Below are 24,225 nucleotides of genomic sequence, written 5' to 3'. Positions count from 1 at the left end.
CCAAAGTTACAAAGTCTTGGTTTTTGATTGCAGGGACACTTTTTTCTGTATGTTGCTCAATGCCTTAGGATTATTACAGCAATCCACGGCATCGTAGGTTTGTGCAAATAAGTTTTCCTCTCCCAAAATATCGATTATGCCACTTGAATAGAGGATATCCCTTGTCGGGCCAATGGCTCCGGCAATCAAAAACTCAATTCCCTTCTCGCGAAGTTCCAAAATAATTCGTTCCAGCATTACCGAAGCGCTGCTATCGATATAATTGATAGGCTCCGCGTTCAGGATAATAAACTTAAGCTGGGGTCCTTTCTTTTGAATTTGTTGATAAAGTTGCTTTTTGAAATAATCCTTGTTCCCAAAATACAGTTGTGCATCAAAGCGAATGATCAGCTTGTCGTCGTACACTTCCACATCTTCAGAAAAACGGTTCACATTTTTGAAATAGGTAGTGTCCTTGATTCTTCCCAAAACCGCTATGTGGGGGTTGGAAATCCGGTAGACCAACAGCAAAAGGGAGAGCAATACTCCCAAGATGATTCCTTCGATAAGGCCAATGGACAAAGTCATCAAAAAGGTGGCGATCAGCAATAGGAACTCATCTTTCCTGTTTTTCCAGAGTTGCAGCGGGTACCTCAAATCGATAAGTCCAAACACCGAAACAATGATAATGGCCCCTAGCACTACGGTAGGAAGATTGTAGAAAAGCGGTGTCAAAAACAATAAAACCCCGGCTACCAAAAGCGCACTGAAAATCAGTGCCATGCCGGTGCGTGCGCCGGAGTGGTCGTTAATGGCGGTTCTTGAAAAGCTTCCTGAAACAGAAAATGACTGAAAGAACGAACCAAGAATGTTGGATAGTCCCAATGCCCGAAGTTCTTGGTTGGGGTCCAACTCATATTCTGGGTGGCGTTCCTCCACAGTTTTAGCTATTGAAATGGATTCCATAAACCCAAATAGTGCCACGGTAATGGCTATGGGCAAAAACTGTCCTACCGCGTCCCATTGTATGCCGGGTAGTTGAAAACTGGGTAATCCCCGTGGTATTTCACCGACTACTTTTATGCCCTTGGCCTCCAATCCCAAAAGTGCTACCGACGCTATTCCCAAAATAACGACCAACAAAGGCACTGGTAATTTTTTATTAAGTTTTTTTAGTCCAACAATAATTAATATCACCAAAATCCCTATGCCAAAGGTAAGGGGCTGGATATCCGTGAGACTCCCAAAAATACTTCCCAGAAGCACATAAATTTTACCGGATTGGGGCAAATCCACGCCCAGAATGTGCTTTAATTGTCCCAGACCGATTAAAATTGCGGCCGCAGAGGTAAATCCGCTGATAACAGGTTTGGACAAAAAATTGACAAAGAAGCCCATTTTTAAAATACCCAACAGCAGTTGAAAAAGTCCAATGAGAAGCGTCAAAAAGATGACTGCTGCAATATAGTCCTGAATGTTGGCCAACTGCATGGCCCCAATCCCTGCTGCCACCAATAAGGAGTCCATTGCCACGGGACCGACAGCCAATTGCCTCGAAGTTCCGGTAAGGGCATACACCAATTGAGGCACCAAGGCTGCGTACAGACCATAGATGGGTGGCATCCCCGCAATCATGGCATAGGCCATGCCTTGTGGAATCAATAGAATGCCCACGGTAAATCCGGCCACTAGGTCACCGTACAGGGTTGAACGGTCATAGCGGGTAATCCAGTTTAAAAAAGGGAAAATCCTTTTGAGCATGCAATCGGTTTTATACAAAAATAGGATGCCTGTTGGGTATCCTCAGTAACAAAGGGCACAAACCTACAAATCCACTACGTGGATGTAGTTTCTGTGGAGCACCAGCTTTTTCATCTTCTCCAGCTTCTTCAACAATCTGGAGATCACCACCCGTGAAGTATGCAAATCATAGGCGATTTCTTGGTGCGTATTTCGGATACGGTTATCGTTGGTGACCTCAACCTTCTTTTTAAGATAATCCACCAAACGTTGGTCCAAATTTTTAAAGGCAATGCTATCCACAGTCTGCAATAACTCGTTGAGCCGATTTTGATAGCTATCAAAAACATAGTTGCGCCACCCTTTATAATTCGCCATCCATTCTTCCATTTTTTGAACGGGAACCATCACCAGTCGGGTATCGGTTTCAGTAATGGCCCTGATTTCGCTTTTCGTATGCCCCATGCAGCAAGCCATGGTCACCGAACAGGTTTCCCCTTGTTCCAGATAATACAAGAGCAATTCATCCCCTTCCTCGTCTTCGCGCAGCACTTTTATGGCTCCGGACAATAGTAAAGGCATACTCCGAATGTATTGGCCAATATCCATAATCGTTTCTCCCGCGGGTACTTCCATGAGTTTGCCCGTTTCGAGAATTTCATCGATCAGGGGCTGTTCAAAATAGTTGCCAAATGTGGCTGCAAGCTCTTCTTTCATGTTGTAAAAATACGCTGCTCTAAGGTAACCATTTTAGGAAAAATGAAACTGTACAACGGGCAATCCAACTAAGGAGTTTATGGAATTATGTTGATAACTAAGATGCACTTCACAATAATTGGCTATTTTCAATGCGAGTTTACCATTGTAATATGTATTGGATAGGTTTCGACATAGGCAGTTCATCCATAAAAGCTGCATTGATCAATGCTGATAACGGGAGCCCTATTGATATGGTTCAATACCCCGAAAAGGAGATGTCCATCGCCTCCGCACAATCTGGCTGGGCAGAACAGCACCCACAAATGTGGTGGCAAAATCTTTGCAAAGCAACCCAAAACCTGATTTCAAAAAGTAACATAAACAAAAGTGAGATAAAAGGCATTGGCATATCTTATCAAATGCACGGATTGGTCATCGTGGACAAAAAGCTAGAACCTATTCGTCCTTCCATTATTTGGTGCGATAGTAGGGCAGTAGAAACCGGAGAGCAGTTGTTCCATAATGCTGGTGAGGAAAAATGCATCGACCATCTCTTGAATGCTCCCGGTAACTTTACCCTATCCAAGCTCAAATGGGTGAAGGACAACGAGCCCGAAAACTATCAAAACATACACAAGTTTATGCTCCCGGGGGATTACATCGCTTTGCGACTGTCGGGAGAGTGTGCCACTACCCCCTCGGGACTTTCCGAGGGAATCCTGTGGGATTTCAAGGAAAATCAAATCGCCAAATGGCTATTGGAAGAAGCGGGAATCGATACCTCCCTTGTCCCTGAAATCCGTCCCTCGTTCTCCGAACAGGGAAGGGTCAGCAAAAAGGGCGCCGAGGAATCCGGACTGCCCGAAGGCATTCCCATCATGTACCGTGCTGGGGACCAGCCCAACAATGCTTTGGCACTAAACGTTATGGAACCGGGCCAAATTGCCGCAACGGGGGGCACCTCCGGAGTGGTCTATGCCATCTCCGGCCAGCAAAGGACGCAAGAACATACCCGCATCAACAGTTTTGCCCATGTCAACCATTCCAAAGACGCTACCCGAATAGGTAAGCTGCTATGCATTAATGGGACAGGCATACAGTACAGTTGGATGAAAAACGAACTGACTGATGGGCTTTCTTATAATGATATGAATCAAATGGCTAAAAAAGTAACTATCGGTTCGGATGGCCTTTCCATCCTTCCCTTTGGCAACGGTGCGGAGCGTATGTTGGAAAATCGTGGGAAAGGCTCCCGCATCCTTAACCTCAATTTCAACATCCATAAAAAATCCCATCTGTTCCGGGCAGCCTTGGAGGGCATCGCCTTTGCCTTTGTGTACGGCATGGAAATCCTACAGAAGGATGGTGTGGACATCGGCTCCATCAAGGCGGGCAACAACAATCTCTTTAGGGCCGGTATCTTTTCCAAGACCGTGGCCACGCTGTCCCAAAGCAAGATCGATATAGTGGAGACCACTGGTGCAGTGGGGGCTGCAAGGGCAGCAGCCTATGCCCATGGGGACTTTGCCAGCATTGGCGAAGCCACCGCCACCGATGCCGTGCAGCTGACCTACGAGCCCGAAAACAATATCAATGAATACCAGGAAGCCTATCAGATCTGGAAAGAGGCCCTGAACGAATATTTGGATTAACAACTGAACAAACATATCATGATCACAACAGGAGATAAAGAATTCTTTAAGGGAATCGGCAAGGTAGCGTTCGAAGGAAAATCCTCGGACAATCCCTTTGCCTTCAAGTACTATGACGAGAACAAAAAAGTGGGCACAAAGACCATGAAGGAGCATTTTAGGTTTGCCATCGCCTACTGGCATACCTTTACGGGCGTTGGAGGGGACCCTTTTGGGGCGCCTACCATGGATTTTCCTTGGCTCCAAAGCACTGATTCCATTAAACAGGCCAAGGACAAAATGGATGCAGCTTTTGAGTTCATCACCAAGATTGGTGCACCCTATTTCTGCTTTCATGATTTTGACTTGATAGACGAAGGTTCCAGCTTGGTGGAATCCGAAAAAAGATTGGAGATCATTACGGACTATGCGCAAGAGAAAATGAAAGCTTCCGGAGTAAAATTACTATGGGGCACGGCCAACTGTTTCAGTCATCCGCGCTATATGAACGGTGCTGCCACCAATCCCGATTTTGATGTCGTGGCCGCTGCCGGTGCCCAGGTAAAAAATGCCCTTGATGCCACCATCAAACTGGGAGGCGAAAACTATGTTTTTTGGGGTGGCAGGGAAGGTTATATGTCCCTTTTGAACACCGACATGGGACGTGAACAGGACCACATGGCACGTTTTCTTCACATGGCCAAGGATTATGCCCGAAAACAGGGCTTTAAAGGGACCTTCTTCATTGAACCAAAGCCCATGGAGCCCACCAAGCACCAGTATGATTTTGATGCGGCGACCGTAATCGGTTTCCTTACCAAATACGACCTATTGGACGATTTTAAACTCAACATTGAGGTGAACCATGCCACTTTGGCCCAACACACCTTTGAGCATGAGCTTCAGGTAGCGGCGGACAACGGCTTGCTGGGCAGTATCGATGCCAACAGGGGGGATTACCAGAACGGTTGGGACACCGACCAATTTCCCGTGGACGTCTACGAACTGACACAGGCCATGTTGGTCATCCTGCAAGCTGGAGGTTTTCAAGGTGGCGGCATCAACTTTGATGCGAAAATACGCAGGAACTCCACTGACCTAGAGGATATTTTCCATGCGCACATCGGGGGAATGGACGCCTTTGCAAGGGCCTTATTGGCCGCAAACGATATTTTGGAAAATTCCAAGTATCTTAGCCTACGCAAGAATCGCTACGCTTCATTTGATACTGGCTCAGGCAAGGCATTCGAAGAAGGTAAACTTTCATTGGAAGACCTTCGTCACTATGCGTTGGAGCATCAGGATATCAAAAAGAGAAGCGGACAACAAGAAATGTTCGAAAATATCATCAATCAATATATTTGATTTTATAACCAACTAAACAAACCGTTTTGGCCCAAGCCAAGACATCAAAATCTAATTTATGGCACTTATTTCATTTTTGGGATTCACTCTTTTGGTGGGCATCATCTCGTGGTGGTCCGTTAGAAAAACCGATGAATCATCTTCCGACGGTTATTTTTTAGGAGGCAGGAGCCTTACCGCTGGAGTTATTGCAGGTTCGCTATTGTTGACCAATTTATCCACGGAACAAATCGTTGGACTCAACGGGAGCGCCTACAAGGATGGGCTTTCCGTTATGGCCTGGGAAACCTTGGCAGCACTTGCCATCGTGGTCACGGCCCTGTTCTTGCTCCCAAGATATTTAAAGGGCGGACTCACCACAGTACCGCAGTTTTTGGCCAAACGTTTTGATGTCAGCACCAAGACCATCACATCCGGCTTGTTCTTAACCGGCTACGTAGTGGTATTGTTGCCTGTGATATTGTACTCCGGTTCGGTCGCCATTAGTGGAATGTTCGATGTTCCCCAACTCCTTGGGGTTTCGGACTCCACGGCCCTTGTGATTTGTATTTGGGGCATTGGCATTATAGGTTCCATTTATGCGGTTTTTGGAGGATTAAAAGCAGTTGCGGTATCGGATAGTATCAACGCTGTTGGTCTTATTGTAGGAGGTATATTGATTCCCATTTTTGGTTTGATGGCCATTGGTGACGGAAGTGTTTTTGGGGGACTTGAAACCTTGATGAACGCAAATCCCGAGCGTTTTGATTCCACTGGAAACCCTGGTCAAGAAGTACCTTTTTCTACCATATTTACCGGAATGATGTTGGTACAGCTCTTCTATTGGGGGACCAACCAACAGATCATTCAACGTGGATTGGGCGCCAAAAACCTAGCGGAGGGCCAAAAAGGACTGTTACTGGCCGCTTTTCTAAAGATTTTGGGACCCATCATCCTCGTGCTGCCGGGTATGATCGCCTACTACTATTTTGAGGGCGGACTTGCCAGTAGCGACCTTGCATATCCGGAACTGGTCCGCGCCGTATTGCCCAAACCGTTGATGGGCTTTTTCGCCGCTGTGCTGTTCGGGGCTATTTTAAGTTCGTTCAATAGTGTGCTCAACAGTTCTGTCACGCTCTTCGGGATAGACATCTATAAACAACATTTAAACAAGGATGCTTCAGAAATGACCGTGGTAAAATATGGGAAGGTCTTTGGCGTTTGTTTGGCCCTAGCAGCCATGTTCATTGCTCCGCTGATCGCAAATGCTGGCAGTTTGTTCAACTATCTACAGGAAATCAACGGAATTTACAGTATTCCGATTTTCACCATTATTGTAGTGGGTTACCTCACAAAAAGAGTCCCTGCCATTGCCGCTAAAATTGGTATTCTTTCGGGGTCTGCCCTTTACATCATCAGCCAATTTATCATTGGGCCAAAAATGGTGGCAAATGCACTTGCCGAGGCCAAGGCCAATGGAATCACGGACCCTGCCGAGCTCAATTTAATCGAGGCTGGAGCATATCCCCATTATTTGCACGTAATGGCGATATTGTTTGTGTCCAACATCATCATCATGCTGCTTATTGGAAAGTTCTATCCGAGAAAGGAGCCGTTCCAACTGGAATACACCAAACAAGTTTCCATAGAACCTTGGAAACACGTAAAATTGGCCAGTGGATGTATCGCTTTTATCGTAATTGCGATCTATATCTATTTTGCCAAGTAAGGTAGATATACAAGCTAACTAAAAAAGGCCGGGGTTCTACCCGGTCTTTTTTTATGGTAAGATGCTTTTCAAAAAATTATCCTTGTACGCCCTGCCCATGGGGATTTTGGCACCATTGGTAAGCGATACCAAATTTCCCGAGATACGGTCTATCTTTTGGGTATTAATGATGTGGGATTTATGTATTTGGTAAAAATGATTCCCTCCCAAGACGTCGACCCAGTGACGTAGGGATTCATTGGAAAGTATTTTCTTGTCGGCCAAATGAATCTCCGTATAGTCGGAATCCGAAGTAATCGAATAAATATCGTTTATCAGGACCTTGATGTGTTCGTGGCTGGACTTCACGTAGATTTCCGTAAGGGGAACACCTCCACTCTTTGAGCCCTCTTGCTCGTATTTGGCGTTCACCTTGTTCACGGCCTGCAAAAAGCGTTGAAAGGAAAAAGGCTTTAACAGATAGTCCACCACATTAAGGTCATATCCCTCCAAAGCATACTCCGAAAATGCCGTGGTCAAAATAACATTGGGCGGATTGGGAATGCTTTTCAGAAAATCCAGCCCATTGATCTTGGGCAGATGAATATCCAAGAACATCAGATCCACAGATTCAGTGTTCAGGAACTCCATTGCCTTTAGTCCATCGGAAAAGACTTCTACCAATTGCAGCGTGGGTACATCTTGGATAAATTTTCGCAATATGCGCTGGGCCGGCGGCTGATCTTCAACAATGATACATCTCATAACCTACACTTTTTCCAATTCCAGCTTCAGGTACACATGGTAGCTGTTATCGGCTTCTTCAATCTGCAAAATATGCTTTTTTGGATAAAGCAGCTCCAATCGCTTTTTTACATTCTTGAGGCCAATGCCCTTGGCCACACTGTCCAAACTAAACCCAGGTTCGTAGTTATTCCTGCAATGGAATTCCAAATAGGAATTTTTCAGTTTTACCGAAATGTCGATTTTAATATCCGATGACTGACCTGACTGGCTGTGCTTAAAGGCATTTTCGATAAATACGATCAAAATTAAAGGCGCTATCCTGTAATCTCCTTTAATGTCGTCCACATCAAAATGTACCTCTCCCCTGTCCTCGATCTGTAATTTGTACAATCGGATAAAGTTGCCCAACTGCTCCAGCTCCTTTTTCAGCGGAACCAGCTTTTCCTTGGACTCGTAGAGCATATATCTGAGGACTCCGCTCATCTCCAGAATAATCTCGGGTGTCTTTGGCGATTCCTGAAGCGCATACGAATACAGATTATTCAAGTTGTTGAACAAAAAATGGGGATTGATTTGGCTACGGAGAAACTGTAACTCACTTTCTTGTATGGTGGATTCCAATTCATCAATTTGGGCTTGTTTTTTTAAGGCGTCCCACCCAAACTTAAAGCCAGATAAAATACACATGACCGGCAATACCCCAAGCAGCGAGATATAGATGCCAGGAAAAGTCCTTCCCCTTTCTGAATCTGGAAATATAATAGGTTCCAACACAAGTTCCTCTATCAGAATAACAACGGCAACCACAATGGCGGCCCCTACAAAAAACTGCCAGTACTTTTTACGATACAGAAAATGGGGCATTAAATAGTACGTTACAGAGACTGTGGCCAGACTGTAAAAAGTCAAAAAAATGGCCCTGTGCACCATAATGGCACCCGTATTTCTGTTGAACGAAAAGAACAGCAGCACCAAGATGTGCAGTACAATTTGAAAAAGAAGCTCCTTGCGAGAAATCAATACACTTAAATTAGTAAATCCAAAACTAGAGATAAAACTCGGGTAAAAGAAAAGCAGTTTTATCAACAACCAACTTTAGCCTGTCAACGACATTTCTCCCATTACATTTCTTAATTTATTGGTTGATTGGGGGTTAAGCCCCGTTGTTCGCAGAAAATATTTAGATTTTCGAACCAGTTTCTCCATCTTTAGTCCAAATCACAGGAGAAAGTGGCAATCCTTTCCCTATGTGAACATCATTACGAACACTAAAATCATACATTATGAAAAAATTATTTCTTGCAATGGCATTTTTGACCGGCTTGATCGTCAGTGCCCAATCTACATGGAAATCGGACCCAGCACATTCCAAGGTCGGTTTTGGCATTACCCACCTTATGATTTCACAAGTTGAAGGACTTTTTAGCGATTTTGAAGTAACAGCAACGGCCACCGAATCCTTTGATGATGCGACATTCTCTGTGGACATTAAAACGGCGAGTATCGACACGGACAATGAGAGACGCGACAACCATTTGAAGAGCCCAGATTTTTTTGATGCCGAAACATATCCCTCCATCACCTTTGAGAGCAGCAGTTTTGAGAAAACAGGAGACAAGACATTTAAGGTCATGGGAGACCTTACCATTCACGGAACCACCAAAAAGGTGACCTTGGACGGAACAGTGAACGGTATCATCACCGATCAACGGAGCAATAAATTAAAGGCAGGACTAAAGCTTACCGGAACCATCAATCGATTGGAGTTTGGTGTCGGGGAAGAGTCGGCTTCCATAGGAAACGAGGTAGACATGACCATTCACTTGGAAATGGCCCAACAATAAACGAAATTTACAACCTATTGACAAGAAAGGCCCAATTGGCCTTTCTTCTTTATTTACAACAAACTTAACATGGGAAGAAAATCAGAAAATACGTTTAGGGAATTCCACCGCTATTTGGGGTTCTTTTTGGCCGGAATTATGGCCGTTTACGCCATTAGTGGCATTGTACTTACGTTTCGAAACACCGATTATTTGAAAAGCGAATATCAGGTAGAAAAAACATTGGAACCCAATATGCAGGAAGAGGCTTTGGGCTCCGCTTTGCGCAAAAGAGGCTTTAAGGTGGACAAAGCCGAGGGCGACATGGTATATTTTGATGGCGGCACCTACAATATGAAAACAGGTGAGGCATCCTACACGGAAAAACGTTTGCCCGCTATTTTGGAAAGCATGAACAAACTGCACAAGATGCACACTGGAAATCCATTGTTCTGGTTGGGTATCTTTTTTGGGATAGCCCTACTATTTTTTGCGGTTTCAGCGTTTTTTATGTTTCGTCCCTCCGCTCCCATTTATAAAAAGGGACTGTATTTTGCCGCGGCAGGTTTTCTGCTGACCATAGTCCTGTTAATGGTATAAAATATAAAAGCCACCAAATTCGGTGGCTTTCTTTTTGTATGCTCCCACGCTAAGGATTGATGCCCAAATAGGCTACTGCCTCTTCATAGGTCATCTTTTTTAGGTTTTCGATGGTGCCTTTGCCCAATGCACCCGATGGGGCCAATACATATCTGAGACTTATTTCAAGTTCCTCATCCTTCCCCATAGAAACTCCCTTGAACACTTCGTTGTTCATGATGATCGATTCCGAATAAATGGATATCAAGATATTTCCTGGAGAGAACGAATAATCAAAAACGTCTTTGCCAATTTCATCTTCATTATAAAAAACGATGACCTGTTGTGGCAGAGAAACGATATTATCCGTATTAGGCACTGTTTCCGTCCCGTTTGATCCATAAATGTAGATCTGGGCATAAACCAACACCACGCCACCATTGGCAATATCCTCTGTTAATTGGGGAATATCCCAATTATAGGTCAGTAAAGGGTGACTATCCGAGTATTCGAACAAATCAAGTACAGCAGGCACATGTAACCAATCACTGGCAATTACGTTCATGTTGCCATCCACCCCATCGACCCCATCGGTGCCCGGAGTGCCTTGCTCTCCTTGCGGACCCTGCTCGCCCTGAGGTCCCTGCTCACCTTGAGGACCCTGTACGCCTTGGGGGCCAGAATCTCCTTGTTCCCCTTGAGGTCCTTGTGGCCCGGGATCACCCTGAGGCCCTACCTCGCCTTGTTCGCCTTGAGGTCCCATAAGACCATCAGCCCCATCTTCAACAGAACAGGAAAAATGTAAACAAATGGATGCAGTGACCATGGCAGCGATTGCTAATTTTCTATATAACTTCATAGTACAGTTTGGTTTTTATGTTACGATGCCTACAACGTCCTCATCTTTCAAATTGTTATGAATTATCTTACAATTTGTTGTGTCTTATCCTATAGTTGTTGTGTAAAGGCAAGTTGTATGAATTATTTTTTTTGAATCAAACACCGGATGTGCAAAACCACTTACCTCAAAAAATATGACTAACTTTTAAGGGGTATCTCGAATAGTTGTTATCCACCATAGAAGTAATGCCCCTACATACCAAAAAATGAATTCGATGAAGAATCCACTCATATTAAAAATCCTCATTTTGATGAGTTATTTTGCTACTAAACCTATGTCCGCCCAAAACTTGGACGATCATAAATGGAAACATAGAATCCTTATCGTAAAAACCGCTGTTGACCATTCTGAAAGATTCGCAGACCAGCTATTGGAATTCAAGGACTCGAATAAGGAACTAAGGGAACGAAAACTGGTGCTGTATGCCATTCGGCAAGATGAATTCTCTTTTACGGATTATACCAACAACATGGAGAATTACACCGGAAAACTTCCTGAAAAAGGAATCAAACCCATGCTAAATGCAAACGAAGCGTTTGAGATCATCCTTATTGGCCTGGACGGCGGAATCAAACTTCGAAAAAATGATATCGTTTCCCGAGAAGAGCTATTTAGCATCATAGATGCCATGCCCATGCGAAGAAATGAAATGAAGAATTAAGTATAGTGTATTTACGCCAAGGGACGTACCTAAGAAATACATCAACAAGCAAAAAAGAGCCGCACTCTCGTGCAGCTCTTTTTACTGTTGCTCCCCCTCTTGGGCTCGAACCAAGGACCCTCTGATTAACAGTCAGATGCTCTAACCAACTGAGCTAAGGAGGAATATTTTACCTTAAGCGGGTGCAAATATAATGGATTCTTTTTTACACCACAAACAAAAAAATTGGTTTTCTATTTAAACAACCATTTATACAAATCGTTGCCATTGGCAAACAGCAACAAAGCAATCAATAAAAAGAAGCCGACCATTTGGGCATACTCCAAAAACTTGTCGCTCGGTTTACGGCCTGTAACCATTTCGTACAGCAGGAACATTACGTGTCCACCATCCAGGGCAGGAATCGGCAAAATGTTCATAAAGGCCAAAATAATGGAAATAAAGGCCGTTGTCGCCCAAAAAGCTGGCCAGTTCCACGTATCTGGGAACATACCGCCAATGGCTGCAAAACCTCCCACACCTTTATAGGCTCCTGTCTCTGGGTTAAAAATCTTCTTGAGCTGCTTCATGTAACTGGAAAGTGTAGAAACTCCTTTGTTGATACCCGCTGGAATCGATTCCAAAAACGAATAGGTCTCTGTCTCCACCTTTAAAATCCCTCTTTGTTCCATCTCTTCCATGGTGAAGGGTGCCGTAACAATGCCCAATTTACCATCACTGCTTACCGATGCGGTAACTTGCCCCTCTGAACCATCTTCCCGACGAACCAGTACATTGATATCCTTACCTTTGTTCTGTTCCAATTGATCCATCACTTGGTCCCGATAAATGGCAGGTTCCCCATTGATGGCTAAAAACTCATCCTTTGGTCTAAATCCTGCATTCTTGTTATGCGAAGTATCAGGAACGTTGTTTACCATAAATGGCGTCCGATAAAACAAAAACCGAACCTTATCCTCGTCCTCTATTAGAGTAGAGATAAAGTCAACTGGGATTTCCTTTTCTATTCGTTCCCCATCCCTTTCAATGGTAATTCGGTTTCCATTGATCAACTCAATAAAAACGCTGTTAAACGATTTCAGCTCTTCACCATCCACAGCAATGATCTTGTCCCCTGTTTGAATGCCCACTTCATCGCCTATTTCCTTTTCTAGTACCCACACACCATCTTTTAGACTGTTCATGGGAATATACTGTTCACCATAGGTATAGGCCATACCAATATAAATGATGACGGCCAACACGAAATTTACGGTTACACCCCCCAGCATAATGATCAAACGCTGCCAAGCTGGCTTGCTTCGGAATTCCCATGGCTTGGGTTCTTGCTTCATCTGTTCCTTGTCCATGCTCTCATCGATCATACCGGATATTTTTACATATCCGCCCAAGGGTAGCCATCCAATACCATAAACCGTTTCACCTATTTTCTTTTTGAAGAGGGAAAATTTCACGTCAAAAAAGAGGTAAAACTTCTCTACCCTGGTCTTGAACAGCTTCGCTGGGATAAAATGGCCCAGCTCGTGCAGCACGATCAAAAGCGATAAGCTCAAAAAGAATTGTATGGTCTTTATAACTATAGGGGTCATCCGTCGTGTTTTGTTAAAACCAACAAAAGTAACCTTTTAGGGATTGATAAAAAAACCTCCCCATTTTATCACAATAGGATTTAAGAAAGATTTAGCATCAAAACTTTCCTTTCTCTTTGATGGATAACCGTTTGGGCCGTAATTTTGCATATATGCTGTCATTCTTTGCCAAGTACAAAATGTTCGGGATAGTCATGTTGGTCCTTTCCGCCATCATTGTCTATCTATTCTACAACGCCCTTCAGCCCCAGAAAATGCTTCCGGTGTACCAGCCTTCCATGGTGGACAAGTCCTTGGTGGACAGCACCCTCCATTACACCAAAAAATACCATAAGATAGCCGATTTTTCATTGGTCAACCAAAACGGGGATACCATTACCCAAGAAAATTACAAGGATAAAATATATGTGGCCGATTTCTTTTTTACCACCTGCCCAACCATTTGCCCGATCATGACCAAAAATATGGCCGAGGTGCAAGCAGTGGTGAAGGACGACCCCAACATTATGTTGCTCTCCCACTCCGTTACCCCGGATATTGATAGCGTTGCCCAACTAAAAAAGTATGCAAGGGAAAAAGGCGTTATCGATAGCAAATGGAACTTGGTCACAGGAGATAAGAAACAGATCTACCAGCTTGCTCGAAAATCATATTTGGCCGTTAAAAATGATGGTGACGGAGGTCCGTACGATATGATCCATACCGAAAATTTTATTCTGGTGGATAAAGAAAAAAGGATTCGTGGCTTTTACGATGGTACCGACCGTGAAGAAATCGATAAGCTTTTGAAGGACATTGAAATCCTTAAAGCCAGTTATAACGATTAACGCAAATCTTCTTTCTTCATGATTGCCTCCTGTAGTTCCCCATTTTTACTTATTTTTGCCCTTACTTAAAATTGTTCTAAATAAAAACAGTGGCCACAGTAGCAGATTTACGGTACGGACAAAAGGGAATAATCAAAGGATTCACGGAAAACAACCTCCCCATCAAGTTAATGGAATTGGGATGCCTGCCCGGCAACAGCGTAGAACTGTTGCGTATTGCCCCACTGAACGATCCCATTTACATCAACCTTAGTGGCAGCCACTTGGCCATACGACGATCCTTGGCGCAGCTCATTGAATTGGAAATCATTGAAGAAACACAGCCCAAATGAGCAAAAACATCAACGTAGCCCTCATCGGGAACCCCAACACGGGAAAAACATCAGTATTCAACCAACTTACCGGTCTTAAGCAAAAAGTAGGCAACTATCCCGGAATCACCGTGGAGAAAAAGGAAGGTATCTGCAAACTTCCCAGAGGCGTAAAAGCGCATATTCTCGATTTACCGGGAACCTATAGTTTGAACACCACCTCTCTCGATGAGAGTTTGGTGGTGGAACTGTTGCTCAACAAAAACGACAAGGATTATCCCGACGTTGCCGTGGTCATTAGCGATGTGGAAAACCTCAAACGGAACCTACTGCTCTTTACCCAGATCAAGGATCTAAAGATTCCGACCATTTTGGTGATCAACATGGCCGATAGGATGGACCGAAAAGGGATTTCGTTGGATGTGGAGGCCATGGAGAAAAAGTTGGACACCAAAATCGCCTTGGTCAGTACCCGGAAAAACACTGGTATAGAACGCATCAAGGAATTGATTGCCGATTACAAAAATGTCTCGTCCAAACCGCTATTAGATCCAACCCGAATTTCCCCAGCATACTTCGAACGATTAAAAAAGGCATTCCCACAAAACGATGTGTACAAACTATGGCTCGTCATCACTCAAGATGTGAACTTTATGCCCATAGAAAAGAAGCGTATCCAAGATGCTACGGACTTCTCCACAAAGTCGAAGGATGAGCTCAAAAAATTGCAGCACAAGGAAACGGTACTTCGCTACCAGCTCATCAATAACATTTTAAAAGAAACTTACAAGGTCGATTTTTTGGCGGCAAAAGGCCTTCGAGCTTCGTTGGACAAAATCTTAACGCACAAAATATTCGGCTACCTGATTTTCTTTGCCATCCTATTGCTCATATTCCAGGCCATTTTTGAGTGGAGCTCCTACCCCATGGACTTTATCGATGAAAATTTTGCCTTAGCGGCCGAATGGATAAAGACCACCTTGCCTCCCGGGGTATTTACGGATTTACTTGCTGAAGGAATTGTAGCGGGAATCGGGGGCATTGTTATTTTTATCCCTCAAATTGCCTTTCTGTTCCTGTTTATCTCCCTTTTGGAAGAGTCAGGCTATATGAGCCGTGTCGTTTTTTTAATGGACCGATTGATGCGTCCCTTCGGATTGAGCGGAAAAAGTGTAGTGCCCCTCATATCTGGGAACGCATGTGCCATACCGGCCATTATGGCCACCCGCACCATTGAAAATTGGAAAGAAAGACTCATCACTATTCTGGTAACCCCATTTACCACCTGCTCCGCCAGATTGCCCGTGTATTTGATTCTAATCGCCTTGGTGATTCCAGAGGGCAGCATTTTGGGTCTGAGCTATCAAGCGTTGACATTGATGCTTTTGTACCTCATCGGCTTTGGAATGGCACTGTTTTCAGCCATGGTGCTCAATAAAATCCTTAAGATAAAGAGCAGGTCCATTTTTATGGTTGAAATGCCAACCTATCGGCTTCCATTGCTCAAAAATGTGGTGTACACGGTAATCGAAAAAACAAAAAGCTTTGTTTGGGGCGCGGGTAAAATCATTTTGGCCATATCCATTGTCCTATGGTTTTTGGGCTCCAATGGGTATTCGGATGATTTCCAAAATGCAGAGACCATCGTAACCGAAAGAATAGAAAACGAGGGATTGAGCACCTACAGCAAAAATTACATTCAAAACAACATTGCTTCCCATAGGGAGAACGCCTTGGCAAAAGGAATCGCACCCAGCTCCATTCAAGATTCCCTAAGGACCTTGACAGCAGAACTCACGGAGAGGGCGGTTGCACAGGAGATTGCCAGTTACAAATTGGAACATTCCTACATTGGCCAAGCCGGAAAAGCTTTTGAACCCTTGGTAAAACCCTTGGGCTACGATTGGAAGATCGGCATTGCCGTATTGACCTCCTTTGCCGCCCGGGAAGTGTTTGTGGGCACCTTGGCGACCATTTACAGTGTGGGAAGCGACGAGGAAGAAACCATTAAGAAGCGAATGGCGGCAGAACTGGATGAAGATGGCAAACCATTGTTCAATCTCGCATCCGGAATATCACTGATGTTGTTCTACGCTTTTGCCATGCAATGCATGAGCACGCTCGCCATTGTAAAAAGAGAGACCAATTCATGGAAATGGCCCATGATCCAATTGGGCTTTATGAGTGTTTTTGCCTATATTATAGCTTTACTCGCTTACCAAATCCTAATTTAATCGCATTATGATCCAACAAATCCTGGTTTATGCCACCTTATTGATTGCTGCAGGGTATTTGGTGTGGAAATTTCTACTCCCCAAATCAATCTTCGGAAAAGGCAAGAACAATTCTGGTTCCTGCGGTTCCGATGACTGCGGTTGTGGTTGATGAACAAAATGTTTTTAGGTTCATTTGTATTAAAATCCATAGATTGTGGGACATTTTGTTCTCATGAAAAACCTCACATCCGTTTTCTTGCTCATCATCTTGATGCCTTTTGCAAGTTGTTCCTCAACTAAGAATCCATCCTATAGCAAGTACGCTGCCCAGGAAATCCAGACACAAAACAACAAAACCATCGACTTGATCGATAGAATCAGGCGTTTGCCCGGAATAACGCTCAGAGGCGGTATCCCCTATTTTATGAAATCGGCCAATCAGATTACGGGAACGGCCACCGAGCCATTGTACGTCCTGAACGGATATATACTGGGCAATTCGTTTGAATCGGTAAATCAATTGGTGGACAGTGCCACCGTGAAGGATATCGAAGCACTGAGCGGTTCGGATGCAGGATCCTATGGCTCCAGAGGTGCTAGCGGGGTCATAAAAATCACTACTTTCCAATAAAGCATCACTCTTAGAATAAAAAAATCACTTTCCGTGTAACCTTTCCCAATTTCTTGACTATATAAGATAAACGCCAACTAAAACAACAGCATTTGGAAACACTTTCAGATGAGATGATCATGCAAAAGGTATCTGAGGGAAACCTAGACCTGCTGAAGGTACTTTTTGACCGGCATCATAAACACGTGTACAATTTTCTGTACAAAATGTCGGGTGATCGAATGTTGGCGGAAGATCTTACACAAGATGTTTTTTACAAACTGATCAAGTATAGGGGTACCTACAACAATGGGTCGTTTATGTCTTGGATGTTCACCATTGCAAGGAACAATCTCAAGACCCATTACACCAGAAACCATAAAGCCCACGACGATATCGAGGTTTTGGCCTACAAAGCGGTGGAAGAGGAGAATGAGGTGTCGGAAAACAATGCCCACTTACAATATGCCCTGAGCCAATTGGATCCGTACGACCGAGAATTGGTCATCTTAAACCGATATCAAGAGATCAAGTACGAGGATCTTGCTGAAATTATGGGCAGTACCCCCGGAGCTGTAAAAACAAGAGTGTGCAGGATTTTAAAAAAATTGAAGAATATCTATTTAGAACGTAGTTGACCATGGAAAAAGAGCATGTTTTTGACCAAATACCAGAGTATCTGGATGGTCATTTGAGCAAAACGGAGACTGCCAAGCTAGAAAAGCATTTAGAGCAATGTGCTGAATGTCAAAAAGAAGTAGAGGAGATGAAAATTCTTTTCACTGGGTTTGACAATGAGGTGTCCACACCCACCGATAGGCTCAGAGCCAAATTTGAAGCGGCCCTTGAACAAGAAAAGATGCAGCAGGGAAAAGTGGTTCGCATGGAGAGCGGAAAACCATCCAACTGGGCAGGGAACCTATTAAAAATTGCGGCAAGCATCGCCCTTTTGGTAGCAGCATTTCAGATGGGCAGCCTCTTTCAACAACGAAAAGTAAACCAGGACCTTGCACAACTGCAAGATGAAACCCATAAAATGAAACAAACGACCATGCTGTCGTTAATGGAGAACCAATCGGCGAGCAAACGCATTCAGGGAGTGAACTATATCGAAGAATTTGAGGAGCCCGACGAGGCCATCATCCAAGCACTCGCCAACCGATTGTTGTACGATGAGAACGATAACGTACGGATGAACGCCTTTGAAGCACTGGTGAAATTTACCGCATCAGAAACCGTAAAAACCACCTTTATAGAAGCCTTGGAGCACGAAAAGAACCCAAGCATACAAGTAGCAATTATTCAGGCCTTGGTCCAGATTCAGGAAAAGAAAGCGGCCGAACCCATGAAAAAATTATTGGAGAAAGAAGACACACAACCCTTTATCAAGGATCAAATCAGGGCAGTATTGCCAAGTATATCATAAACATCAAAAAAGCGAATATCATGAGAAAATTCACAATTATTGCTGTGGCCCTTTTTATGGGTACCATGGCCAAAGCACAAAACGACTACACCAAATCCCTCAACGGAATCCAATGGGTAAAAATCGAATCAAAGACGGATATTGTGGTAAAAACACACAACGCCAACGAATTGGTGATCAAATCCGGCCCTCAAATAAAAACGCCAGAGCGTGCCAAAGGACTCAAATTGGTGGGTGAAGGCGGCACGGACAATACCAACGTAGGCTTCTCCGTAGTACAGGACGGGAATACCCTGATCGTGTACAACCTACGCAAAAACAAGGGAGCCGAAATCTATTTGCCAGCTTCACAGAACCTTGCCGTAAAAAGCACTTGGAACGGGGATATTGAAATCGACGGTTTTTCGGGTGAAATTGAAGCCGATGCCCAACTCAATGGAGGGGTACGCATCACCAACGTAAACGGCCCTGTTACCGCCAACTCCTTGAACGGGCAACTGGAAGTGGTTTTTGGAAAAGTCACTCAAGACTCCCCTATCTCCCTGTATTCCACCAATGGTGCAGTAGATGTCAGTCTTCCAGCAAACACCCCGGCCAATCTTGCCTTGAGTACGCTCAACGGAAATGTGTACACGGATTTTGACGTTAAAGCCGAGGACAAAAACGGATTAAAGTCCGTTTTGGGAAGGGATATCAAGGCATCCATTAACGGAGGTGGCGTCAAAATTTCCATGAAATCCACAAACGGAAACATGTATCTCAGAAAAAAATAAACATCAATCAACGTTTAAAATCAAAAATCGAACAGTCATGAAAAACATTATTATTACCGCATTTTTAGGGTTGGTTACACTTACCCTGAGCGCACAGAAAGTCATCGAAAAAAACTTTGACTACTCCGGTCAGTCCATAGATTTGGATGTCAAATTTGCGAAAAACATAGAAGTAAAAACATGGGACAAAAACACCGTCTATTTTAAGGCCGACATTACTATTGAGGATGGAAAGTACTTGGACAAGTTTAAACTCGACATTGCTGAAAACAACAGTTCCCTCAGTATCGCTTCCAACGTAAAGGATGTTTTTGACGCTTTTAAGGCCGAGTGGGAGAAAACACGCCCAAATAAAAAGGGGTATTATTTTGAAGGGGACAGCTACGAGTTCAACTATGTGCTTTACGTACCCAAGGGAGCCACCTTCGCCGTAAGCAGCATTAACGGTGACCTTGCCTCGGATTATATTGAAGGAGATTTTACAGCAGATTTGATCAATGGCGATATCGAAATCAAAAAGTACAATGGCGATATGGACCTTAAGACCATCAACGGCGAAATAGATCTGGTGATGAAGGATTCCAGATTGGTGGCCGAGACCATTCATGGCAACATTTATGCGGATGAAGGCTTAAACCTTACTGTGAGTGATCGCTACGTGGGCCAAAAAGTGGAAGGAAGGTTTGACAATGCCACGCACCGCCTACAACTCAATACCATTAATGGGAATATGTACCTGCGCCTCTAGATCAAATTGGCAACAAAGGAATAAAGCAAAAGGGCCCAACCAACGACCAGCAATAATCCCCCGATGGGGGTCACCGGGCCTAAAAACTGAGGTTTACTGCCTTTTGCCGCACCCAAACAAAGAGCATAAATACTGAAGGAAAACAACAAGGTACCAAAAATAAAGCAGTTGACTATCCAAGAGTCCAATGGCTTATCAAAATTAAGATTAAAGCCTAAGACCAACAGTATAATGGCATGGTACATTTGATATTTGACCCCTGTCTCAAAACTTTGTAGCAGTTCGGGGGTCAATTTCTTTTTAAGGGCGTGGGCACCAAATGCGCCAAAAACCACTGCCAAAAGACCATACAATGCGCCCATAAGTTGGGCCATAAAAATTGTTCCCATAGTGCTGTTAGATTAAAGGTCAATATGGATTTCGTAATCCGAAATCATCTTAAAAGCGCACTCGTGATATTTGGGCGGACCAAAGGTCTTCATTTTGGCATTGGAAAATGCCACTTTTTCCTTGGGTATGCCCAACCAATTGGTATCGAGTTTGCCATTGTTGTTTTCATCATGGAATACGGCCAAGGCATATTCTCCAGGAGGAAGGTCGGGAATATTGAATTCCACGCTTCCTTCGTTTGCGGCGACACTGTCCGTCTTCAAAACACGGTCAAAAGATAAAAAGGATTCGTCGGAATCATACACTGCAACATTGACACTTCCTTTTTGAGTGGCCACATTGTTCACCCGAACGCTCAATGTATTCTGCGAGAAACCCACAATGGGCAATAAGAGAAAAAAGAGAAATGCCTTCATACCTATTGGACTTCTTTTTCAGTTTCCATGTTGTTCAACAATTCAGTCTGCAAAATTGCAAATAATTCGGTAGTTTTAAGACTGTCCCTCAAATTCACATACATTTTTAAGGAATCGTGGTGCACCAATTTGATTTTTTGCTGGTAGAGATCATCCACAAAAACATAGACTTTGGTGTTGGTTATGGAATCATTAAACACCCCTTTCTCCCTTTCCATCCAAGAAAACCCGCTAGAACGCTCCATCTCGGGTAATTTTTCCACAAAAACCACACTGTCCAATGCTGTCAAAGGTATGTTTTGATAATAGATACCCGAGTAGATCTTAAGGTGTCCCTCCTCGATCTTATGCCAGTTTTTATAGTGCTCCACAAAGGCAAGAACGCAAAGTATCAAGGTGATGACAATCAGCAGATTCCATAACCAGTGTCTCTTTTTTGATTTCATAGTATGTCTCGAAAATTCCTGTGTACGAACCAACAGTTCCTACAAAGAAAAGTAATTATTAGAACAACATGCGAATCCGTAGAATATTGTGCGCTAACTTATTATCTTTAAACAAACCACTAACCATGCCGACCATTTTTAGAAAACTCAGGAAATCCCTCTTGACCGAGAACAAATTCTCAAAGTATCTTTTTTATGCCGCAGGGGAAATTGTGCTGGTCGTCATTGGAATACTATTGGCCTTGCAAATCAACACCTGTAACAATCAAAAGATACAGCGCAACAAGGAACAATTCTATTTACAGGAAATTAAATCGAGCCTGGTTCAAGACTCTTTGGCAATACATGTGGTGTTGGACTTCAATCGGGAAAAACAAGCGACTATTTCCGATATGATGGGAATCTTTGCCGACACCTTGAACAACCAACAACGCTATGCCATTTTTGATGCCGCTACGGACGTTTTTGTAGACTATCGCCTTTTTGAACCCAGCACCACCACCTTTAACAACATGTTGGCCGCAGAGACCATTACCGTAATTCGTGACAATGGCCTTAAAAAGCTATTGACTAATTATTATGAATACCCCTATTCCGAAGGAATTCAAAAAAGATTGGTCCAAATGAACCGTAAAGTGGTAGATGAGGCCTTCCCGGAATTCTTTACCAAGGAATTTGCAAAGGCCAAACTGAATCTGGATACCGAACTAAAATCCATCCAAAATGTAGAGCTGCACAAAAATCCCGTTTTTCTTTCCGATCTTTACGGTATCAGTTATCTTATGACCATGCAGGACAGTTTTCTTGGCAAAACTTTGTCCGACATCAACAAACTGATTACCACAATTGATCAAAATTTAGAATAACAGCAACACAACTTTATGGATTTTAAAGGAAAAAATGTATTGGTTACCGGTGCTTCGCGAGGCATCGGGAAAGCAACCGCATTGGCCTTCGCCAAAAAAGGGGCCAAGGTAGGGCTCAATTATAGAAGTAATGATGAAGTAGCCAAACAGACATTGGCGGAGCTGCCCGGGGAAGGCCATCAACTTTTTAAAAGGGACATTTCCCAAAAACAAGAGACCCAATCCCTCATTGAGGACTTTGTGAATCATTACGGTCAATTGGACGTTTTGGTGAACAACGCGGGCATTTCCATTTTTCATGAGATAGACCAAGTGGATTTTGATCATTGGACCCATGCTTGGGAAAAGACGTTCGAGACCAACCTATTTGCCGTGGCCAACTTGTGCTATTGGGGAGCCAAGGCGATGATGAAAACCGGAGGCGGACACATTGTAAGCGTGTCCTCACGAGGTGCCTTCCGGGGCGAGCCTACCAAACCGGCCTACGGGGCCAGTAAAGCGGCACTGAACTCCATGAGCCAATCCCTGGCCAAAAAATTGGCACCACACCACATTTATGTTGGAGTGGTCGCCCCTGGATTTACCGAAACCGAAATGGCCAAAGAAACCCTGACCCCTGCCGAAAGGGAAAACCTGCTCCGTGAATCACCCTTTAAACGCATGGCCCAACCCGAAGAGGTAGCGCACGCCATTCTTTTTTTGGCATCTTCCGAGGCGGCTTATTCCTCAGGGACGATCATTGATGTAAATGGCGCATCTTACCTAAGAAGTTAAGGAATGAAGGCTGCTACGATTGCACAACTCAAAAAAGAACTCCAATTCAAATCACAGGAGGAAACCCTCCTGCTATGCCTGCGCTTGGCCCGCTTCAAAAAAGAGAACAAGGAATTGCTTACTTATTTGCTTTTTGAATCCGATAGTGAGGAAGGCTATATTGAATCCGTAAAAGAAGAGGTCGATGCCATGTTTGAAGACATCAATACCAGCAGTTATTTCTACATCAAAAAGAGCGTTCGGAAAATACTTCGTACCATTAAAAAATACATCCGATACTCTGGGAACAAAGCCACCGAAGTGGAACTGTTGCTCCACTTTTGTGAACGGATGAAATCCTTACGACCGTCCATTCACAGAAATACTACCCTCACCAATTTGTACAATCGCCAATTGGAATACATCAAAAAGAAAATTTCCCTGCTCCATGAAGACCTACAATATGATTATGGAGTTATCTTGGAACACTTAAATCATTGAGACATGTTTGAAGACGATGATGATCTAAACAAAAACAGGGATGAATTTGAAAAAATGCCCCTTTACAAAAAAGGGTGGGTCATTTTTGATTTGGCCGACAAAATAGCCTCCCTGGCCAATGACGAAGAAGAATATGCATCCCTTCCGGAAACCGAGTTGCGCCTCTTACGGCACCATGCAGAGCAACTGCGCAATGATGCCATGCTCATTTGCCCGAAAATAGCAGGCGCCGAAGGAGGTGACCTGTATGGCATCCGAATGGAGAATGCAACCATCATTCGGAAAGCTGGCCGCGAGATCCAAACGGGATGCTCAGGTTTGGAAATGTGGGGGTTCAAACACACGGAATATCTGGAGTTGCTACGGCAGGAAATTGAGGAATTCAGAATCTTGTTTGCCGAATGGGTACAGACTTTTGACCCATGGAACTATACCTTGGACCGCTGGGGTCTATTTAATCCTCCCGGGGTCAACTTTGATGATCCAGAACTCTAACCCATCCAGCAGCCATGTCAAAAAGTTTGAGTACATTGTAGACTAA

At 43.9% G+C, this 24,225-nt stretch carries 28 protein-coding genes and 1 tRNA gene; 19 read left to right on the top strand and 10 right to left on the bottom strand.

All coding sequences use genetic code 11. The features are described 5' to 3' along the window. Nucleotides 1-6 precede the first annotated feature (6 nt). Together sulP and ABNE31_RS03950 are read right to left on the bottom strand one after the other, a co-directional pair. Nucleotides 7-1,740, bottom strand: coding sequence for a sulfate permease (gene sulP / locus ABNE31_RS03955; RefSeq protein WP_349352445.1), 1,734 nt, complete (start codon nt 1,738-1,740; stop codon nt 7-9). A gap of 63 nt (nt 1,741-1,803) precedes the next feature. Then, entirely contained in the window at nt 1,804-2,436 is a 633-nt protein-coding gene (locus ABNE31_RS03950; RefSeq protein ID WP_179383464.1) for a Crp/Fnr family transcriptional regulator, read from the bottom strand. A gap of 152 nt (nt 2,437-2,588) precedes the next feature. Here ABNE31_RS03950 and ABNE31_RS03945 point away from each other — a divergent pair, with 152 nt between their 5' ends. The 3 genes from ABNE31_RS03945 to ABNE31_RS03935 are packed head-to-tail and all read left to right on the top strand — an operon-like array spanning nt 2,589 to nt 7,122. Beyond that, nucleotides 2,589-4,070 carry an FGGY family carbohydrate kinase gene (locus ABNE31_RS03945; RefSeq protein ID WP_349352444.1) on the top strand — a complete coding sequence of 494 codons (1,482 nt, stop codon included), beginning with the start codon at nt 2,589-2,591 and terminating at the stop codon, nt 4,068-4,070. A gap of 18 nt (nt 4,071-4,088) precedes the next feature. Further along, nucleotides 4,089-5,414: a xylose isomerase gene (xylA, locus tag ABNE31_RS03940; protein ID WP_349352443.1), complete on the top strand. Its 1,326-nt coding sequence runs from the start codon at nt 4,089-4,091 to the stop codon at nt 5,412-5,414. 58 nt (nt 5,415-5,472) lie between these two features. Beyond that, a complete protein-coding gene (locus ABNE31_RS03935) occupies nt 5,473-7,122 on the top strand; it encodes a solute:sodium symporter family transporter (protein WP_179383462.1) in 1,650 nt (549 codons plus the stop codon). Between the two features lie 51 nt (nt 7,123-7,173). On the opposite strand, the gene ABNE31_RS03930 is transcribed toward ABNE31_RS03935, so the two are convergent. Both ABNE31_RS03930 and ABNE31_RS03925 read right to left on the bottom strand, forming a co-directional pair. Further along, nucleotides 7,174-7,866 (bottom strand): response regulator transcription factor, encoded by a 693-nt coding sequence (locus ABNE31_RS03930; RefSeq protein ID WP_293281800.1) that lies wholly within the window; start codon nt 7,864-7,866, stop codon nt 7,174-7,176. A 3-nt stretch (nt 7,867-7,869) separates the two neighbouring features. Next, the gene (locus ABNE31_RS03925) at nt 7,870-8,868 is read right to left on the bottom strand and encodes a histidine kinase (protein WP_179383460.1); all 999 of its coding nucleotides are present in this window, start codon (nt 8,866-8,868) and stop codon (nt 7,870-7,872) included. Nucleotides 8,869-9,131: 263 nt separating this feature from the next. On the opposite strand from ABNE31_RS03925, the gene ABNE31_RS03920 reads away from it, so the two are divergent. Together ABNE31_RS03920 and ABNE31_RS03915 are read left to right on the top strand one after the other, a co-directional pair. Further along, complete coding sequence (locus ABNE31_RS03920) at nt 9,132-9,692, top strand: YceI family protein (RefSeq protein WP_349352442.1); 561 nt, start codon at nt 9,132-9,134, stop codon at nt 9,690-9,692. Nucleotides 9,693-9,761: 69 nt separating this feature from the next. Then, nucleotides 9,762-10,271 (top strand): PepSY domain-containing protein, encoded by a 510-nt coding sequence (locus ABNE31_RS03915; RefSeq protein WP_349352441.1) that lies wholly within the window; start codon nt 9,762-9,764, stop codon nt 10,269-10,271. A gap of 49 nt (nt 10,272-10,320) precedes the next feature. Here ABNE31_RS03915 and ABNE31_RS03910 read toward each other — a convergent pair whose 3' ends face one another. After that, nucleotides 10,321-11,109, bottom strand: coding sequence for a hypothetical protein (locus tag ABNE31_RS03910; RefSeq protein WP_349352440.1), 789 nt, complete (start codon nt 11,107-11,109; stop codon nt 10,321-10,323). Between the two features lie 256 nt (nt 11,110-11,365). On the opposite strand from ABNE31_RS03910, the gene ABNE31_RS03905 reads away from it, so the two are divergent. After that, complete coding sequence (locus tag ABNE31_RS03905; RefSeq protein WP_349352439.1) at nt 11,366-11,812, top strand: DUF4174 domain-containing protein; 447 nt, start codon at nt 11,366-11,368, stop codon at nt 11,810-11,812. A 90-nt stretch (nt 11,813-11,902) separates the two neighbouring features. On the opposite strand, the gene ABNE31_RS03900 is transcribed toward ABNE31_RS03905, so the two are convergent. Both ABNE31_RS03900 and rseP read right to left on the bottom strand, forming a co-directional pair. Then, nucleotides 11,903-11,976: transfer RNA gene (locus ABNE31_RS03900), tRNA-Asn, on the bottom strand. Between the two features lie 69 nt (nt 11,977-12,045). Continuing rightward, complete coding sequence (gene rseP, locus ABNE31_RS03895) at nt 12,046-13,401, bottom strand: RIP metalloprotease RseP (RefSeq protein WP_293287356.1); 1,356 nt, start codon at nt 13,399-13,401, stop codon at nt 12,046-12,048. A gap of 152 nt (nt 13,402-13,553) precedes the next feature. Here rseP and ABNE31_RS03890 point away from each other — a divergent pair, with 152 nt between their 5' ends. The 9 genes from ABNE31_RS03890 (at nt 13,554) to ABNE31_RS03850 (ending at nt 20,312) form a co-directional block, all read left to right on the top strand. Next, complete coding sequence (locus ABNE31_RS03890; RefSeq protein ID WP_349352438.1) at nt 13,554-14,228, top strand: SCO family protein; 675 nt, start codon at nt 13,554-13,556, stop codon at nt 14,226-14,228. 89 nt (nt 14,229-14,317) lie between these two features. Then, complete coding sequence (locus ABNE31_RS03885) at nt 14,318-14,560, top strand: FeoA family protein (RefSeq protein WP_179383434.1); 243 nt, start codon at nt 14,318-14,320, stop codon at nt 14,558-14,560. Further along, nucleotides 14,557-16,773, top strand: a complete 2,217-nt coding sequence (gene feoB / locus ABNE31_RS03880) for a ferrous iron transport protein B (RefSeq protein ID WP_179383433.1) — start codon at nt 14,557-14,559, stop codon at nt 16,771-16,773. The genes ABNE31_RS03885 and feoB overlap by 4 nt, the downstream gene beginning before the upstream one ends. A 7-nt stretch (nt 16,774-16,780) precedes the next feature. Beyond that, on the top strand, nt 16,781-16,924 hold the full coding sequence (locus ABNE31_RS03875; protein ID WP_293281786.1) for a hypothetical protein: 144 nt from the start codon (nt 16,781-16,783) through the stop codon (nt 16,922-16,924). Nucleotides 16,925-16,987: 63 nt separating this feature from the next. Further along, nucleotides 16,988-17,386: a Plug domain-containing protein gene (locus ABNE31_RS03870; protein ID WP_349352437.1), complete on the top strand. Its 399-nt coding sequence runs from the start codon at nt 16,988-16,990 to the stop codon at nt 17,384-17,386. Between the two features lie 92 nt (nt 17,387-17,478). Continuing rightward, nucleotides 17,479-18,003 carry an RNA polymerase sigma factor gene (locus ABNE31_RS03865; RefSeq protein ID WP_349352436.1) on the top strand — a complete coding sequence of 175 codons (525 nt, stop codon included), beginning with the start codon at nt 17,479-17,481 and terminating at the stop codon, nt 18,001-18,003. Nucleotides 18,004-18,005: 2 nt separating this feature from the next. Then, a complete protein-coding gene (locus tag ABNE31_RS03860; RefSeq protein ID WP_349352435.1) occupies nt 18,006-18,791 on the top strand; it encodes a HEAT repeat domain-containing protein in 786 nt (261 codons plus the stop codon). A gap of 20 nt (nt 18,792-18,811) precedes the next feature. After that, complete coding sequence (locus tag ABNE31_RS03855; protein WP_349352434.1) at nt 18,812-19,564, top strand: DUF4097 family beta strand repeat-containing protein; 753 nt, start codon at nt 18,812-18,814, stop codon at nt 19,562-19,564. A 37-nt stretch (nt 19,565-19,601) separates the two neighbouring features. Continuing rightward, a complete protein-coding gene (locus tag ABNE31_RS03850; RefSeq protein ID WP_349352433.1) occupies nt 19,602-20,312 on the top strand; it encodes a hypothetical protein in 711 nt (236 codons plus the stop codon). Here ABNE31_RS03850 and ABNE31_RS03845 read toward each other — a convergent pair. Genes ABNE31_RS03845 through ABNE31_RS03835 form a run of 3 tightly spaced genes read right to left on the bottom strand, consistent with a single transcriptional unit; the run spans nt 20,309 to nt 21,564 of the window. Beyond that, the gene (locus ABNE31_RS03845; protein WP_349352432.1) at nt 20,309-20,701 is read right to left on the bottom strand and encodes a DUF423 domain-containing protein; all 393 of its coding nucleotides are present in this window, start codon (nt 20,699-20,701) and stop codon (nt 20,309-20,311) included. The genes ABNE31_RS03850 and ABNE31_RS03845 overlap by 4 nt on opposite strands. A 12-nt stretch (nt 20,702-20,713) precedes the next feature. Beyond that, the gene (locus ABNE31_RS03840; RefSeq protein WP_179383427.1) at nt 20,714-21,118 is read right to left on the bottom strand and encodes a DUF2141 domain-containing protein; all 405 of its coding nucleotides are present in this window, start codon (nt 21,116-21,118) and stop codon (nt 20,714-20,716) included. Between the two features lie 2 nt (nt 21,119-21,120). Then, nucleotides 21,121-21,564, bottom strand: coding sequence for a hypothetical protein (locus tag ABNE31_RS03835; protein WP_349352431.1), 444 nt, complete (start codon nt 21,562-21,564; stop codon nt 21,121-21,123). Between the two features lie 125 nt (nt 21,565-21,689). On the opposite strand from ABNE31_RS03835, the gene ABNE31_RS03830 reads away from it, so the two are divergent. The 4 genes from ABNE31_RS03830 to ABNE31_RS03815 are packed head-to-tail and all read left to right on the top strand — an operon-like array spanning nt 21,690 to nt 24,179. Then, complete coding sequence (locus tag ABNE31_RS03830) at nt 21,690-22,430, top strand: DUF6090 family protein (RefSeq protein ID WP_349352430.1); 741 nt, start codon at nt 21,690-21,692, stop codon at nt 22,428-22,430. A gap of 15 nt (nt 22,431-22,445) precedes the next feature. Beyond that, nucleotides 22,446-23,204 (top strand): SDR family oxidoreductase, encoded by a 759-nt coding sequence (locus ABNE31_RS03825; protein WP_179383424.1) that lies wholly within the window; start codon nt 22,446-22,448, stop codon nt 23,202-23,204. A 3-nt stretch (nt 23,205-23,207) separates the two neighbouring features. Next, complete coding sequence (locus ABNE31_RS03820; RefSeq protein WP_349352429.1) at nt 23,208-23,684, top strand: hypothetical protein; 477 nt, start codon at nt 23,208-23,210, stop codon at nt 23,682-23,684. A gap of 3 nt (nt 23,685-23,687) precedes the next feature. Continuing rightward, nucleotides 23,688-24,179: a hypothetical protein gene (locus ABNE31_RS03815; protein ID WP_179383422.1), complete on the top strand. Its 492-nt coding sequence runs from the start codon at nt 23,688-23,690 to the stop codon at nt 24,177-24,179. Nucleotides 24,180-24,225 lie beyond the last annotated feature (46 nt).

Origin of the sequence: Flagellimonas sp. MMG031 (genome assembly GCF_040112705.1) — a bacterium.
Classification (GTDB): Bacteria; Bacteroidota; Bacteroidia; order Flavobacteriales; family Flavobacteriaceae; genus Flagellimonas.
This window is presented reverse-complemented; position numbering and strand designations above follow the sequence as displayed.